Below are 14,913 nucleotides of genomic sequence, written 5' to 3'. Positions count from 1 at the left end.
AATCACAAAAATTGTTTTAGATCAAGGGATAAGAAATTTCAGGAATGTTTGTAAATTTCAGATAACACAATTTTTCAGGCTCAAAATTAAATTTGGAACCACAAGAAGATTTCATAATCTTGTATAGAAGTATGAAAAATAAAAAAAGAGATTATGGTCGACCTGCCAACCATGTGATTATGCTTGCCCGGAGATCATCCCAGAAATCGTACAAGTCATCAATCTCTGCGACATTGTCTTGTACTGTTCCATTAATTGACGTGATCTGACTTTGAAGATCTTCAATTGCTTCCAAAAGTTCAGTATGAATCAATGGGTTAAATCGATAAAGGTCTTGAACTTGATCAGATGTTAACGCATAATCATAAATTCTAATGTCATCAAGATCTCCTTTGAATCTGTTCGAACCGTTGTCATCATCACCAATTACAACAACATTATTATTCAAAAATCCCACTATTGTGTTGCCTATTCCAGTAGCATCTAATGAACCATTGATGTAAATTTTCATTCCGCTTTGATTTGAACTGCCATCATAGGTTACTGTTACATGATACCACTCATCATCAGTGATTGTTGTAGTTGATATTACATGGTTATTACTTGAACCATCATCAATTTCGAACCTTACAATATCATTATCGTTTGTGTGAACATACCAGCCTACGTTTAGTAAATCAGCACCTTTTGAAACCATTATGTCATTCCCACCAGTTTCAGTTCCATCAACTTTTACCCAAAAAGCCACTGAAAAATCATCCGTGTTTGTGAAATCAAAATCAGATTCATCAGACAAATCTATATGGTCATTTGTTTCATCAAAATAACAACTATTGATTAATGGTGATGCTCTATATTCCAATACACCTATTGTTGTAGTTGTACCTGCTCGTGAACCAAAATCAGAAGGATTTGTATGGCTTGTATTATCACATGTTAGATGTACAATAGGCGGAGTTGTTATTGCATCAACATTCATAATCAATGGAGCAATCATCAAAATTGCAGTCAAGGTAATCATCAGTTTTGTTGTTTTTCTAGTCATTGAGATTTGAAAAAAATACTATGTTAAATACGATATTCATAATTTCATTAAATAATCACAATATTTGTAAAACCTTTGTTTTAAAAATTACAAAATTCACCAACACGTTACATAATCCATCCAAGTATTACGAAAGTAAGAAAATACAATGATCATATTTTTAAACAAATTCAAAAATCACATTATATGGTAAAGGATCTAGTTGAAATACATAATGAACAATTAGTTTACTCAGAAATAATCCCAAAAATGGAATCAGCGTCCGATTTTTATGAAATTAGCGAAAATACATTTGAATACAAAAGAAGGGGGCAAGAAAAAATGGATGAGTTAGAAATACAACTTGCAAACGGAGCAAAAGTGACATATATTTTGGATTCTAGAAGTAGCTTAACATACAAAACACTATCTGGACCATCTGTAAGGTTAAAGGGATATGTTTATGATCGTCAGCCCCAAATCAGAAATAATTCATAATGTATATGCAATATGCTTCATAATCTAACTACAGATTATGAAAAATAGAACATTTTATGAAATAGTTAAAAAAACTAGTACTGTGTATCTGGTTTGGATTGCATTGTTGGTATTAGTGGGTCTTGGAATCAGTTTGTCAGATTCAAACATTCAAGTACATGCATTAGAATCAATGTGGAATCATTCGGATATTGTTGTTAAAGGAGGTTCTCTAATAGAAATCAAAGAAAATGAACATAAATATTTGATTCTTCAGGTTGATATGAATAAAGATGGCTATGTGGTAATTCCAAACGCTCACCATATTTCAGCTAATTCTGATTGTACTGTAAATGCTGATTCTATGTTTGTCTTAGTTGATGGAGAGGAAGTACATCGTGAAATTAGTAATGGCAACCACATTCGAATCAATCTCTCTGAAAATGCCCAAAAAATAGAGATTCTTTCATCGCATATCCTTGTACTGCATACATATTCTTCAACATATGCTGATTTTTGCAAAACACTTGATGATGGAAAACATCTAAAACCATATGTACAAACGAAGATAGGATTTCTAGTAAATGATGTAATATGCAAAGAAGACTTGGTTTTGATTTTTAGTGTTTCTTCTAATAAACCTGCATGTGTCAAATCAGATAGTGTGGACAAACTACTTGAAAGAGGATATTCTGCAACATCACTATTCTCTCTTCCATTTTCAAACATTTACAGACTAGATGACACTTCTGAATCTATTGTACGCTATCATCTTTATGGTGCAACTTTGGAAAATGTTAGCAAAATCGATAACAAAATACGTTTTCATATCATCCCTAATACAACTGGGATGATTTCTGTTTCAATCCCACATGAGTTGTTGAGTGATTCAGACATTTCGGAATTGGAGCATGAAACATGCAGATCTCGAGCATATTCGTTTAAAACCACTTCCACACACGCTATGTATATTAAAAATATTTCAGATAATGCTGAGTATGTTGATTTTTTCTGCAAATAAGAGCATGATTAATGAATTCAGAATATGATTTTAATTTTACTTAATACTTCGTAATCTTCCCAGAGATTATGATTGAGAAAAGGGTATCAAAAAAAGGTCGACCCAAAAAATTACTAAAGTTACTTCATACACCACAAAATGCGTAATCTCTACTAGGATTATGAAATTTTAGTTAAAAATAAAAAAGAAGGTTATGGCCTTGCAGCCAACCATGTTATGATACTTGCCCGGAGATCATCCCAGAAGTCATACAAGTCATCAATTTCTTCTATGTTGTGTTGTACTGTTGCATTTACTGACGTAACTTGATTTTGAAGTGATGTTTGTTCAGCTTGAATAATTTCAATCTGTACAAATGGACTTAATTCATAGATTTCTTGAATTTGTGTAGTAGTTAGACTGACATCGTATATCCTAACATCGTCCATTCCACAATCCGGGGATGTAATAGCTGTACACACTTTAGTAGCTCCATCACCTCTATCTCCTAATCTTAAATTGAAATTATTCAAAGAGGAACCAGTTAATGTGTCTGTTCTTGACGTAGTCATATTTTTACCATCTACGTATATTGTAAGATTACTGCCATCATTAGTACATGCAATATGATGCCAATCAGTTAGATCATAGCTTGTATAGTTTGTACTTTTTGCAGATTTTGCACCACTACTTTCTCCAGGTTCATCCAACCAACATTCAGTATTATTGACGTTTGTCTCAAAATACAATCCACCGTATGTAGAATCTGCATGATTAGATCCTTTCCCAAACCATGTGTTTGTTGAACCATTTGCACTTCGTTTTATCCATGATGCTAAAGTAAATTCAGTGGTTTCATCAAAGTCAAAGTTTGATTCATTTGCTAATGATATGTATGTAGAACCATCAAACTTGAATGAAGTATCCATAGGACCAGTACTGTATCTTTCTGTACCTGATACTGTACCATCATTTGATCCTCCACTATAGTCATTTACATTCCCATCAAATCCAAAATGAGCTACAAGGTCATCATTGATGTTTGCACTTGCACTAATTGGAACAATTGCCATCATTCCGGCTAGGAATGTCATTGTCAGTATTGTTGTTTTTCTAGTCATTGAAATCGAAATAAACTATCATGTTAAATATGATATTCACATATTAATATGAAAGTTACAATATTTGTAAAATTATGAATAATCACATTATAGAATAATTATTATGAATTTTCATTACAAAATGCGTAATATATCATAGGATTACGAATTAGATTCTTCAGAATTATTAAAAGTAGCCAGGTGTCTTTTTCAATTGATCCTTGTTGGTTCAGTTGTTCAAAATTTTGTTCAAAAGTTTTTTTAAGTATAAAGTATTTGCAATATCTTTTTTCACTAATAAAAAAGAGATTATGAACAAGTGTTTTCACTAGTGAAAAGTACGTTTGAACTGATTATATCAATTTGAACTTTTTTCCCTGAGTGAAAATGAACCGATAAACAATTCACATCACATTCACATTATTGAATCATATATTTCTGCAGACTTGATTTAAAAAAACACAACCGCCTTTTACAGGAATGAATTAAACCTTGAATTCAGGTATGAATTACAGGAATTAAATAGATAATGAAATCATTCAGGCATGTTTGCAAGAATTCAGGCAAATATCAGTTTTTTCAGGAATGAAACTGCAAAATAAAAGAAACAACCTAATTTACAATTATTTCAGAATTTATGAAAAATCATTTACATTCAATTCATTCAGGCATGAATTACTGAAAATATGGAATTCATGCATAGTTATGAATTTCAAAGAATTATTCTTCAACATGCAATAGTAAAGCAGGGAATGAGGGGGTAGTTTTAGTAAGATCATAAAAGATCCAATACACCATATCAAAAACAGCATGATCAAATGAGTTTTGAGCCATGTTAGGACTTAGGACATTCAATAACACAGAAGATGTTTATTGTACAATACATCCATGTATCAATATTTTTCACAGTACCTTTTTCTTAATGATGTTAACCAAACACAGCATGCCAGACTTCAGTCTTTTTACAAGTTAACAAAAAACATCAACATGTAAGCAAAAAAAGAAACTTTGAAAAACAAATCAAATCCATGACCGTAAAATGTCATAGTTCAGGAAGGCCAATACGGCTTTTTGGACGAAGAATATCAAAAGATGAACTACACAACTATATCAAAAAATTGATCGATAATGAAGAAATAACTCAAACATGCGAACTCTCAAAGCGCATAGGCAAACAACCAAGACAAATCAGGCGAATAATGATTGAAATGGAATCAAGGGGACTAATAGAATTTAATCAGAAAGGCAGATTGCTAAAAACAATTGAGAAAAAGAACAGAGATGAATACGAATTTGTAAGCAAAAAGGAATTTGTAAAAAAGCCAGAAATTCAAAAGTGGTTTAATGACTGCATTTTACGAGATGTTAAGATTAGCAATATTCGTAACATGATTAATCAAGTCAAAGATGTTTGTGATACATTAAAAGTCACTCCTGCACAAATGATAATATCAAAAAGAGTGGCAGTAGAAATATGGAAAAATTACATGATCCATTTCAAATTGAACCATCCAAACAAAACAACAGGTTCTAGAAGAGTAGCCATGAGGAATTTTCTTGCCAGCCATGACATAATTTTTGCATTTGGTATGGGTAAACAGTATGGTCTAGGCTCAGAACACGATAGATATGCGACACATGCAGGCGTATGTCTTGACATTGACTCCATAACAAAGATGGGATCGTTAATGATGCATGAAAGAGATTTTGAATCCTACGTATGGTTTCGTATTGGACTCAGGACAGGTGCTAGAAGTAGTGCCATATCTTCAATGACATGGGAGAGAATCAATCTGGACAAGGATAATTTCTGGTTAGAGCAATTTGAGATAAAGGACAAACGGGGTCAAACACATATGACACAAAAAGGTGAGTGGAAGAAGAAATACCCTCCAGAGGATCTCAGGCAAGTGTTATTGTTTTGGAGATCAATTACAAATAATTCAAAATTTGTATGGTTTGAAGATCAAAAGACAGATGCTGAAAACCTCAAAGAATTGACACGAATCAGAAACAGAGTCATTCCAAAACTAAAAGAACATTTCCTAAAAATTGAATCCAAAGTGGATCCTAATACAAGAGAATATGCTAAAAAAAGAATAGGTCATCTACTAAGACATACTTTTGCACAATTGTTAAAAAATTCTGGAGTTTCATCAGACAAAATAGCACATGCAGGAGGATGGAAAACAACACAGATAGTAGATACATGGTACACCACAATATCTGAAGAGGAACAAAAAAAGATGAAACTAAATCTGGAAAATATAGAATGTATATCAGATATTGAAAGAGAGAAAATAACAGAAAGGAATGAATGTTTAAACTTACAAGTAATTCATAATTGAATCTGATTTGTTGGAAACATGTGATTTTGTGAATGTTATTCTTTCATGTAATTCCTCAACAGTAGGAGCACGACCATTTTCTAACTTGAACATATACCTGGCCTTTTGTGCATCAGTATTTTTTATCACAGTCCAATACAGTTTCGGGTTCAACAAATCCAAATTCTCAGGCCTTTCATAGATGCCTGTGTCATGTTGCAATATTCCATCAAAGTCAAAATAGGGAATTCCCAACAAGGAGATTCCAGTATTTCTCAGATAATCAAATTGTTCCACATTATCAATAGGTAATGTAACGTCTTCAGGCATGTCCATTAACATACTGGCAATAATCTCTGCTTGTTTTTCTGACCATCCATCATTTGGAGGCGCCAAAGTCTGCATTTTGATGGAGCATTCGGGGCATAACTCATCCAGACTAGCATCAAAGATGACATTGACATACACACTTTGCACTATATCACAGTGTGAATGTCCATAATCAAATCTCATCTGCAGAAATTCCATGTTCGGAGGGTCACTTTGCGGAATAGCAGGATTATCTTTAGGGAAGTCAGTTTGAGGGATGATGTATCGTCTCAATAATCGAGATAATTTCAAAACATTGACATGGTGGTGGTCGGAAGTGTCCACATAATTTTCAAAGTACTCATTAGTCACATCTTTGATTTCTTCGTGAATAATCGAATGAGTGTATAATACCTTTTGCAACTTGTAAACAATATTCTCCTTTTCGATTTCTTTTCTTTTTAGGAAGACAGAATCAAGCTGTTCCTTGCCTGTGACAGAATATTTTAGAACAGTTTCAACTTTGAATTTCTTGTTGTGACATTCTCCAAAATACCTAACACTGTGTTCTGCTGAACGCTTGCCATCCTGTTTCATAAATACAGCTGAATGGGATAACAGATACTTTGATAGGTTGTAACAGTCATTCCACGTTTCAATCGTAGAAACATTAGTTACAATCCACCCTGTCTTTTCATACAATTCCTTGACTTTCTGGCCATCCAACCAACCAGTAACTATCAGATGGAGATGAGGACTAAGCCTTGCAGACTCTAAGTCTTTTGAAAATCTATATGGATGATCAATCATCACACCACCATCAATATCAAATTCTTTTAGATACTTGATTGCCTTTGCTCTTAATTTCTTTCTTCCATCTTTGGTAAGATAAAGAGAATGTTCTTCAAAAGGTATTGAAACAATATTATGAAGTAATATTCGGGATCTGTTTTCTTTCAGGTAAACTTTTCTGTTATTTTTCAAATTGCAAAAAGTCATCAATCTGTTTGTAATGGAATTTGCTTCACGCTGTATTGAGTTTGTGGCACATTTTTTACATCCTTTGTAATTGCAACGCTGAATGGTTTTTTTCACGTATCCTCCACCATGAGAATGCAAGTCACTTTCCAGACAACCGTTAATTTTCCATTTACCGCACGATTCTTTCCCATCATAAACATGCCCGGGCAGCATAATGTCAGAAACAAAGTCTTTTGCAAAATGTTGGGACAGGTTTTTTTCCTCATACACGTAAAAACCACCTTTAGTGTTATTGCGAAACTCATTGGAATCAGAATCAATGGTTTTCTCTTTATCTACATGAAATTCCAGAGAAGTTTTTAACATGTTTTTTAATTCGTCGATGCTTTGTGGCAAACAATCATTCATTTTCTGCGTAAATAGATCAGTGATGGACTGCTCTCTTTTGCTGTAAGGAAATATGCTATGGCCTTGTTCTGCATGAAATTGTTCTAACGTTTTATCAAAGTTAAGACATTTTTGAGTTCGTGTAAATGGATCCGAATTACAAGTTTTGCAATAAAACAAATTGTCCTTTGCAGTGCCTAAATTACCAGATCTGTTACCAGTATTCAAATTCAGATTCCTCTTTTACTAGAAATTTTGGAGAATTCAGCTAATGCGTCAACAAACCACATAGGACTACGTCTTTCATTTGGAGAGGCAGTCAGACTTAGCCTAAATGCGGTTTCCTGTTTTTCACGATAGTCATGATCATACTTTAGATGGTTTTTGATCTGAGATGAATCTGCATAGACAGGACGAGTGTTATGTTTGCATCCCAAAACAGGGCACGTATAACGAAAGACCAGACTCATGGATTAATTTCATCTCCATGTTCATGTGTGACATGCCATTTCAAGGCATGTTTGCTATGAAATTTTCTAGATCTGTTTTTGATTTTGAGACATATGCCACAAAGCAGGAAGCCACGTATGGAATCCTTTATTGGGAGATTGTTACGTATCAAAAATATCAATCACCTTAGTTTGAGTAGTTAAACTTGAGATGGCCGCCAAGCTAAAACTCTCAAGTTTTATTTTTTCATAAAATAAAAACAATCTCATGGGACAATAATCTCCTCATGTTCTTGAAGATAGTAAGTCAGCATGCTTTTGTATTTGGAATGGTTACAACCAGAATCTATGGTTTTTATTTTTGGGATGATTAACACCCTTGTATTTTTATTATGAAAAACTATTTTGTTTCCAGTAAGAATTGTATTTAGAATAAATTGTATGTCTTTAGTAATAATTATCAAATTTCTTCTTTTTGCAGAAGAAAGTAATTTGTCATCAGATGTACCAGTAGCCACAATATCACGAGCATTAATAAACCCAAGATGATTTCTCAATTCTTTATCTGCAATTTGTACACATTCATCAAGCAGAAATTTGGGTTTACGTTTGGATTTCATTGTATTTTCTCCTCAGAAACAAAATGAGAGAAATCAGGATCATGTTGATGTGAATCGCATAATGAAATTTCTACTTGCTGTCCATCCCAATCATAATATCGTTTGACAGTTTTTGGATTGTCGTCAAGACATTTCCTTTTCATTGCGATAACCCCAATGTCTTAATTTCATCACGAGTCAAAAATCCCAAATTTGCCAATTCTTTTTTCAAAACAAATCTCACAAAATCTGGGTAATCTTGTCCACGTGTGAGGGCAATTTTTCTAATCTTTTTAAGATCTTTTTTATCCATCAAAATATTCATCTGAATTCTCATAACTATACTAAGTATAGTTATTCCTATATACTTTACTATAGTCATGTATAGATATAAGACAAAGCAATAGAATATGTGAAAAAGATCAGAATAGACGATACAAAACAAATGATTGTAGGACTACTTGCAAAAAATAAACAGCTAAGATACTCAGAAATCAAAAAAGAATTAGGAATAACAGACAGAGCAGTAAGCAACAATCTGACTTTTTTAATAAATGAAAAAACAATTGAATTTGAAAAAAAAGGACGTGAAAAATATTATTCACTAAGTAAGACAGCATTTTATACATGGGAAAGAAAAATAGGTATTTTTTCATCAAACTATACTAGTTACTTAGAAAAAAAATGGTCATGGCCAAGGGGAGAGGAAGCATATCAAACCCCCACTCAAGCATATGAAGATATCAATAAAAAAATTGGAATATTTTATTTGTATACCATGTTGAAAAGCCTAGAAACGGGTAAAAATTGGATAGATGCTGTAGACACAAAAAGAATGTTTGAAGATCTTGCAAAGGTCATATTAGATTTTATTTTTGTGGATCAAAGAACAAAACAAGAATTATTCAGTGAAGATATGCTAATGACATTAGCAACTGAAGGATGGGAAAAGTTTTTTGCAGAGACCAAGAAAATGATTAGAGCAAACAAGAACAATGAAAAATTAGATCTTATGTTTAAAGAATTGGAAAATCAATATCCAGAAGAATTTGGTGCAATAAAACAATCAGAAAAAGAGAAAATAATGTCCTTGTTTGATTTTGAAGATAAAAATAATAAAAAATGATTTCTATTGGGTTGATTTTTCCATAACTCTCATTCGTCTTTCCAAGTCTTCAATTCTTGCAATCTTTTCTTCAAGTTGTGTGATCTTTTGAGATTGCTGTTCATTTTTGAACTTGAGACGTTGTGAATCATCAATTGTCAATTCAGGTATTGCCTTTTTGAATTCCTCAAAGAGTTTTTCAATTGAGGCATCAACATATGTTTCATCCAAGGGGATTGTGGGAGTAGAGTGACCAAACATCTTTTCAGCTAGAATTATCTTTACACCATCAGTTGTTTTCACAATTGTATTCCATCGTTTTCGGAATCCATGATCTAGCTGTACATCACGTCTTGAACCATCTCTGCCAAATCTCAATTCAGCTCGTCTCAGAATTCTATCAATAATGGCCTGAATGCTGACCTTGGCCAGATGTTTAGGTTTTGCAATTCCAATTGCATAGTTTTGTCTAAACAACGGATGTTCAGGATCTAGATGCTCGCCATCGTGAACTCGTTTCTCAAGATAATCGTCAAGTGCCTTTGATGCTTCTGAAGTAAGAAAAGTATAGTATTCTTCAACGTCATCAGGGTAGACAGTTACCACTTTGCACCCCTGAGGCATGTTTCTGACATGCTTCAATTTCAGTTCAGGTAATGCGCCAATGCGTACACCAGAGGAGGCAATAAAGTGGATTATTGCCTTGTTGCGAATGTTGGTTGTAGCCTGAAGCATTTTTTGGATTTGTTGAGTTGTGTATGCCTTGGAACCAGACTTTTTCTTTTGTGCAGGAAGCAATCGGTTAATTTTCTTCCAGTTGATTGTAAGATCATTGGCATCACAGAACAGTTCCAATGCAGAAACAGGTGTCTTGATAGTACTTCGTGCCTTGCCCTGACTCTTTTTCTCCATCACATAGTCTTCAACCATCTCCTGAAGCATCTTTGAATCCATACCAGCCAAGCTGTCATAATCACGAAGCTTGAAGTATTTCAGAAACTTATCCAAAGAGTATTGGTAAACTCGCAAGGTTTCCTTGCTGTGAATGCTGTTTTGGAAAAGTAAAAGGGATCTTTGCATGCCAATACATAGAACACACAAGTAATTAATCTACGATCCACACACATTAATTGCAGGTTTGATCTACTATTGACTAGTTGCTAAATCTTGGAATTTTAATCTCAGGTCGTGGGAGCAACATGGAATCTATCCTAAAGTCAATTAAGAAAAAAAAGATCCCAATAAATCCTTCAATAGTAATTTCAAACAAACCAGATGCAAGGGGTCTAAAAATTGCAAAAAAACTTGGAGTCAACACCGAAGTTGTTGAAAGCAAGGGATTCAAAGGGAACAGGGCAGAATATGATAAAAAGATCATAACAGTCTTAACAAAATATGGAGTAACACCAAGAAATGGGCTAGTATGTCTTGCAGGATTTATGAGAATAATTAGTCCAGAATTTGTAAAAAAATACAAAAACAGAATTATTAATATTCACCCGGCATTATTACCATCATTTCCAGGTCTTGACGCACAAAAACAGGCGCTAGAATATGGAGCAAAATTTTCAGGCTGCACAGTACATTTTGTGGATGCAGGAATGGATACAGGTCCTGTGATAATTCAGTCTGTAGTCAAAGTAAAAGAAAACGATACTGAAAGTTCACTGTCAAAAAGAATTCTAAAAGAAGAGCACAGAATTTATCCTGAAGCTGTAAATCTCTTTGCAAGAAAAAAGATCAAGGTTTCGGGTCGCAGAACAATTATCATTTAAGAGTCAGTACCACCAAAAAAATACAAAACCTTTAGTTCTTTTGTATTGCTGTGAAAATAGTGCTTAACATCTTTTGCAACAAAAAACAATTTATTTTTTGAAACTTTGTAATTTTTATCTCCAATTTTTAAAGAGCCATTACCAGATATGACATAATAGACTTCATCAATATCATGAGGGGTTTGAGTATCCTCTTCTCCAGGTTGAAGAACTAAAACTCCAGCAGCCAAACTTTCTCTATTAATAAAAGTATGAAAATAGTTACTGCCGTTTTTAATTTTCTCTAGATATGTGTCTAAATCAAATTCTAGTTTCAATTTATTCAGCAGCTACTGTGTATGTTTTTCTTTGTGGAGGTTCGCTCATGAAAGAATGTCCTTGAGGGTGAAGTTTTTCATGTTCAGGACTATTATGCATTTTGATAAAAGATTCTTTGCTTTCATGTTCTACCACAATTCTATAACTACCATCAGCAGATTTTAGAAATTTTCTAGATACAAATCCAGGGAATTTTGATAGAACTTTGTTTGATTCTGAAAACCAATTTTTAAAATCATCTTCAGCACCTTCTTTGAGTGAAACGTCTGCTATCATTACAAACATATCATGACTAGTAAAAATGGCATTAAATTTCTTTTCTAAGATTTCAGATATGAAATTCCAAGAATTAAATATCTTCAAATCAAAAACATACCATGACAGGAATCAAGATTGATGGAAAAGTAATTGCTCAATCTGTAAAAGACAGGGTGAAAAAAGCAGTAGAAGAACTAAAGATTCAAGGTATCAGCCCATGCCTGGCAACGGTTCTTGTAGGCGACAATCCAGCGTCTGCCACATATGTCAAAAACAAGCATAAATCATGTGAGGAAGTTGGAATTGCCACAAAAGATCACAAGCTTGATTCAAATACGACCCAAGTTCAACTCAACGAAATTATTGAGAATTTAAACAATGATAATTCAGTTCATGGAATTCTCGTTCAACTCCCACTTCCAGAACAACTAGATGAATTTATCACAACGTCAAGAATTTCACCATTAAAAGATGTAGATGGATTAACTCCACATAATGCAGGGTTGTTGGCTATGAAAAAAGCAGCACTTGTAGCATGTACTCCATCAGGAGTAATGGAGATGTTTGATTATCATAAAATTGATTTAGAAGGGAAAAATATTGTTTTAATTAACAGGAGTAATCTTGTAGGAAAACCACTGTACCATTTGTTGCTAGACAAAAATGCAACTGTCATTACATGTCACTCTAAAACTAAAAACTTGGCAGAGTTGTGCAAATCAGCTGATATTATCATCACAGCAGTTGGGGACAGAAGCAAATTCACGCTGACGTCAGATATGATAAAAGATGGAGCAGTTGTTATTGATGTTGCCATATCAAGATTCCAAGAAAAATTAGCAGGAGATACAGATTTTGAAGATATCATTCAAAAAGCATCTTTTGCAACGCCAGTTCCAGGAGGGGTTGGGCCAATGACAGTTGCAATGCTTTTAAAAAATACAATAACTGCAGCATCACTGAGTAGTCAAATTGGAAGATAATCGCGGGAAAAAATCAATTCGGAATATTCTTTTAGAAAAAAGGGATGCCACATCATTTGATTTGATGAAAATTGCAAGTCAGAAGATCAATAAAAAATTAAAAAAAATCAAAGAGTTCAGAGATGCACAAAAAATTGGAGCATATTATCCAATTGGAAGTGAAATCTTAACTCAGGACATCATTCAAGAATTACTAAGTAATGGAAAGGATGTATTTCTTCCAAGAATAACAGACAAGAATATTGAATTTAAGAAAATTACTGATTTTTCGAGCCTGGAGAAGGGCAGTTTTGACATAATGGAGCCAAAGATAGAGTGTGAAACTGAAAATAACTTGGATGTGATTTTAGTGCCAACAGTAGGGATAACTGCCAAAGGAATCAGGCTAGGATACGGTCATGGATTTTATGATAGGTTTTTAGCTAAACACAAGACAACCACAATTTCTTTGACTTTGGAAAAACAAGTTGTAAAAAATATTCCAAAATCAGATCATGATATGTTAATTGATTGGATTGTAACTGAAGACAGAATTGTAGAAACTCAAAAATAATCTAGTCCTTTTTTGCCAATATCTTTTCTACAAAATTTGTGTGGCCAAGAAATCATATCAGATGCATTGTAGGCATTTGCAATTGCAGACTCTAAGGAATCACCCAAGGCAGTAACTCCTAAAACTCGTCCGCCATTTGAGAATATTTTGCCATCAACATTCTTTGTGCCAGCATGAAAAACATATGCACCATCTGGAATAGAATCAAATCCAGTAATTTCTTCATTTTTTGGATAAGATTCAGGGTATCCTTGAGAAGTCAAAACAACGCATACTGCGTATTGGTTTTTCCAAGATATTGGAGGCATTGAAGATAATTCACCAGTTGCACTTGCAACAAAGTAATCATACAAATCAAAATCCATTCTCATTGTGATTGGCTGACATTCAGGATCACCCATTCTAACATTATATTCTAAAACATAGGGTTCACCATCTTTTAGCATGATTCCTGCATAAAGAAAGCCTTTGAAAACAATGCCCTCATTTTTCATAGACTGTATAGTTTTATCAATAATTTTTTCTTGAATTTTTTTTGCAAGAGAATCATCAATTATTGGAGTAGGAGAGTATGCACCCATCCCACCAGTGTTAGGGCCTTTATCATCATCAAATATTCGCTTGTGATCCTGACTAGAGGCCATAGGGATAGCAATATTGCCATCTGAAAGCGCAATGTATGAGGCCTCAATTCCATCAATTCTCTCTTCAATAATTATTCGATTTCCAGCATCACCAAATGTTTTTTTTATCAAAATTGTTTGAATTGCAGAAATTGCTTCATCAGAGCTATTACAAACAATTACTCCCTTTCCTGCAGCCAACCCATCAGCTTTGACTACGACATTGTAATCAAGTGATTTTACATAATCTTGTGCCTTTTTAGCATCATCAAATATTTCAAATCTAGCAGTAGGGACGTCATTTCTTTTCATGAAATTTTTTGCCCAGATTTTACTTGATTCAAGTTGTGCTGCATTTTTTGAGGGACCAAAAACTTTGAGATTTTTTTCATTAAATTTATCAACAATGCCTGCAGCCAAAGGTGCTTCTGGGCCAACTACTGTAAAGCAATTATTTTTTTCAGCAAAATCTGCTAGGCCATCTAAATCATCAACTGGAATGGACACATTATTTTTTGTACCTCCATTTCCAGGTGCAGTAAAAACAGTATCAACTTTTGAGCTCTGAGATAATTTCCACGATAAAGCATGCTCTCGCCCCCCAGAACCAATCACAAGTACATTTACCAATACAAATTATTTTTT

General features: G+C 33.7%; 19 protein-coding genes. 8 read left to right on the top strand and 11 right to left on the bottom strand.

Annotation, left to right across the window (positions count from 1 at the left end; translation table 11 throughout):
- Positions 1 to 151: 151 nt before the first annotated feature.
- Complete coding sequence (locus NPIRD3C_RS04860) at positions 152 to 1,045, bottom strand: LamG domain-containing protein (protein WP_148703087.1); 894 nt, start codon at positions 1,043 to 1,045, stop codon at positions 152 to 154.
- 186 nt (positions 1,046 to 1,231) lie between these two features.
- On the opposite strand from NPIRD3C_RS04860, the gene NPIRD3C_RS04855 reads away from it, so the two are divergent.
- Both NPIRD3C_RS04855 and NPIRD3C_RS04850 read left to right on the top strand, forming a co-directional pair.
- Positions 1,232 to 1,522 carry a hypothetical protein gene (locus tag NPIRD3C_RS04855; protein ID WP_148703086.1) on the top strand — a complete coding sequence of 97 codons (291 nt, stop codon included), beginning with the start codon at positions 1,232 to 1,234 and terminating at the stop codon, positions 1,520 to 1,522.
- Positions 1,523 to 1,559: 37 nt separating this feature from the next.
- Positions 1,560 to 2,522: a hypothetical protein gene (locus NPIRD3C_RS04850; RefSeq protein WP_148703085.1), complete on the top strand. Its 963-nt coding sequence runs from the start codon at positions 1,560 to 1,562 to the stop codon at positions 2,520 to 2,522.
- Between the two features lie 191 nt (positions 2,523 to 2,713).
- On the opposite strand, the gene NPIRD3C_RS04845 is transcribed toward NPIRD3C_RS04850, so the two are convergent.
- Positions 2,714 to 3,622: a LamG domain-containing protein gene (locus NPIRD3C_RS04845; protein ID WP_148703084.1), complete on the bottom strand. Its 909-nt coding sequence runs from the start codon at positions 3,620 to 3,622 to the stop codon at positions 2,714 to 2,716.
- 1,007 nt (positions 3,623 to 4,629) lie between these two features.
- Between NPIRD3C_RS04845 and NPIRD3C_RS04840 the strand changes: the two genes are divergently transcribed.
- Complete coding sequence (locus NPIRD3C_RS04840) at positions 4,630 to 5,949, top strand: tyrosine-type recombinase/integrase (protein ID WP_148703083.1); 1,320 nt, start codon at positions 4,630 to 4,632, stop codon at positions 5,947 to 5,949.
- Here NPIRD3C_RS04840 and NPIRD3C_RS04835 read toward each other — a convergent pair.
- Both NPIRD3C_RS04835 and NPIRD3C_RS04830 read right to left on the bottom strand, forming a co-directional pair.
- Positions 5,929 to 7,833, bottom strand: coding sequence for a hypothetical protein (locus NPIRD3C_RS04835; RefSeq protein ID WP_148703082.1), 1,905 nt, complete (start codon positions 7,831 to 7,833; stop codon positions 5,929 to 5,931). The genes NPIRD3C_RS04840 and NPIRD3C_RS04835 overlap by 21 nt on opposite strands.
- 2 nt (positions 7,834 to 7,835) lie before the next feature.
- Complete coding sequence (locus tag NPIRD3C_RS04830) at positions 7,836 to 8,075, bottom strand: hypothetical protein (protein ID WP_148703081.1); 240 nt, start codon at positions 8,073 to 8,075, stop codon at positions 7,836 to 7,838.
- A 32-nt stretch (positions 8,076 to 8,107) separates the two neighbouring features.
- On the opposite strand from NPIRD3C_RS04830, the gene NPIRD3C_RS10445 reads away from it, so the two are divergent.
- Positions 8,108 to 8,245 carry a hypothetical protein gene (locus NPIRD3C_RS10445; protein WP_160272870.1) on the top strand — a complete coding sequence of 46 codons (138 nt, stop codon included), beginning with the start codon at positions 8,108 to 8,110 and terminating at the stop codon, positions 8,243 to 8,245.
- A gap of 75 nt (positions 8,246 to 8,320) precedes the next feature.
- Here the strand turns inward: NPIRD3C_RS10445 and NPIRD3C_RS04825 are convergent, their stop codons facing one another.
- From NPIRD3C_RS04825 to NPIRD3C_RS10435, 3 genes are read right to left on the bottom strand one after another with little or no spacing between them, the layout of a single operon-like run.
- Positions 8,321 to 8,674 carry a DUF5615 family PIN-like protein gene (locus NPIRD3C_RS04825; RefSeq protein ID WP_148703080.1) on the bottom strand — a complete coding sequence of 118 codons (354 nt, stop codon included), beginning with the start codon at positions 8,672 to 8,674 and terminating at the stop codon, positions 8,321 to 8,323.
- Entirely contained in the window at positions 8,671 to 8,817 is a 147-nt protein-coding gene (locus NPIRD3C_RS10440) for a hypothetical protein (RefSeq protein ID WP_160272868.1), read from the bottom strand. Before NPIRD3C_RS10440 ends, NPIRD3C_RS04825 begins: the two co-directional genes overlap by 4 nt.
- Entirely contained in the window at positions 8,814 to 8,990 is a 177-nt protein-coding gene (locus tag NPIRD3C_RS10435; RefSeq protein WP_160272866.1) for a hypothetical protein, read from the bottom strand. The genes NPIRD3C_RS10440 and NPIRD3C_RS10435 overlap by 4 nt, the downstream gene beginning before the upstream one ends.
- Positions 8,991 to 9,065: 75 nt before the next feature.
- On the opposite strand from NPIRD3C_RS10435, the gene NPIRD3C_RS04820 reads away from it, so the two are divergent.
- Positions 9,066 to 9,779, top strand: coding sequence for a winged helix-turn-helix domain-containing protein (locus NPIRD3C_RS04820; protein WP_148703079.1), 714 nt, complete (start codon positions 9,066 to 9,068; stop codon positions 9,777 to 9,779).
- Between the two features lie 3 nt (positions 9,780 to 9,782).
- Here NPIRD3C_RS04820 and NPIRD3C_RS04815 read toward each other — a convergent pair whose 3' ends face one another.
- Complete coding sequence (locus NPIRD3C_RS04815; RefSeq protein ID WP_160272864.1) at positions 9,783 to 10,766, bottom strand: site-specific integrase; 984 nt, start codon at positions 10,764 to 10,766, stop codon at positions 9,783 to 9,785.
- A gap of 149 nt (positions 10,767 to 10,915) precedes the next feature.
- Here NPIRD3C_RS04815 and purN point away from each other — a divergent pair, with 149 nt between their 5' ends.
- On the top strand, positions 10,916 to 11,533 hold the full coding sequence (purN, locus tag NPIRD3C_RS04810; protein ID WP_148703077.1) for a phosphoribosylglycinamide formyltransferase: 618 nt from the start codon (positions 10,916 to 10,918) through the stop codon (positions 11,531 to 11,533).
- Here purN and NPIRD3C_RS04805 read toward each other — a convergent pair.
- Both NPIRD3C_RS04805 and NPIRD3C_RS04800 read right to left on the bottom strand, forming a co-directional pair.
- Positions 11,530 to 11,850, bottom strand: a complete 321-nt coding sequence (locus NPIRD3C_RS04805) for a cupin domain-containing protein (protein WP_148703076.1) — start codon at positions 11,848 to 11,850, stop codon at positions 11,530 to 11,532. The genes purN and NPIRD3C_RS04805 overlap by 4 nt on opposite strands.
- Position 11,851: 1 nt before the next feature.
- The gene (locus NPIRD3C_RS04800) at positions 11,852 to 12,214 is read right to left on the bottom strand and encodes an antibiotic biosynthesis monooxygenase family protein (protein ID WP_237087739.1); all 363 of its coding nucleotides are present in this window, start codon (positions 12,212 to 12,214) and stop codon (positions 11,852 to 11,854) included.
- Between the two features lie 14 nt (positions 12,215 to 12,228).
- On the opposite strand from NPIRD3C_RS04800, the gene NPIRD3C_RS04795 reads away from it, so the two are divergent.
- The gene (locus tag NPIRD3C_RS04795) at positions 12,229 to 13,092 is read left to right on the top strand and encodes a bifunctional 5,10-methylenetetrahydrofolate dehydrogenase/5,10-methenyltetrahydrofolate cyclohydrolase (RefSeq protein ID WP_148703075.1); all 864 of its coding nucleotides are present in this window, start codon (positions 12,229 to 12,231) and stop codon (positions 13,090 to 13,092) included.
- Positions 13,082 to 13,645, top strand: a complete 564-nt coding sequence (locus tag NPIRD3C_RS04790) for a 5-formyltetrahydrofolate cyclo-ligase (protein ID WP_148703074.1) — start codon at positions 13,082 to 13,084, stop codon at positions 13,643 to 13,645. Before NPIRD3C_RS04795 ends, NPIRD3C_RS04790 begins: the two co-directional genes overlap by 11 nt.
- On the opposite strand, the gene purD is transcribed toward NPIRD3C_RS04790, so the two are convergent.
- Positions 13,636 to 14,898, bottom strand: coding sequence for a phosphoribosylamine--glycine ligase (gene purD / locus NPIRD3C_RS04785; protein ID WP_148703073.1), 1,263 nt, complete (start codon positions 14,896 to 14,898; stop codon positions 13,636 to 13,638). The two genes, NPIRD3C_RS04790 and purD, sit on opposite strands and share 10 nt — an antisense overlap.
- Positions 14,899 to 14,913: the final 15 nt, after the last annotated feature.

Source organism: Nitrosopumilus piranensis (assembly GCF_000875775.1).
GTDB classification, from domain to species: domain Archaea; phylum Thermoproteota; class Nitrososphaeria; order Nitrososphaerales; family Nitrosopumilaceae; genus Nitrosopumilus; species Nitrosopumilus piranensis.
Note: the sequence above shows the minus strand (reverse complement) of the source record. Positions and strands in the feature narration are given on the sequence as shown.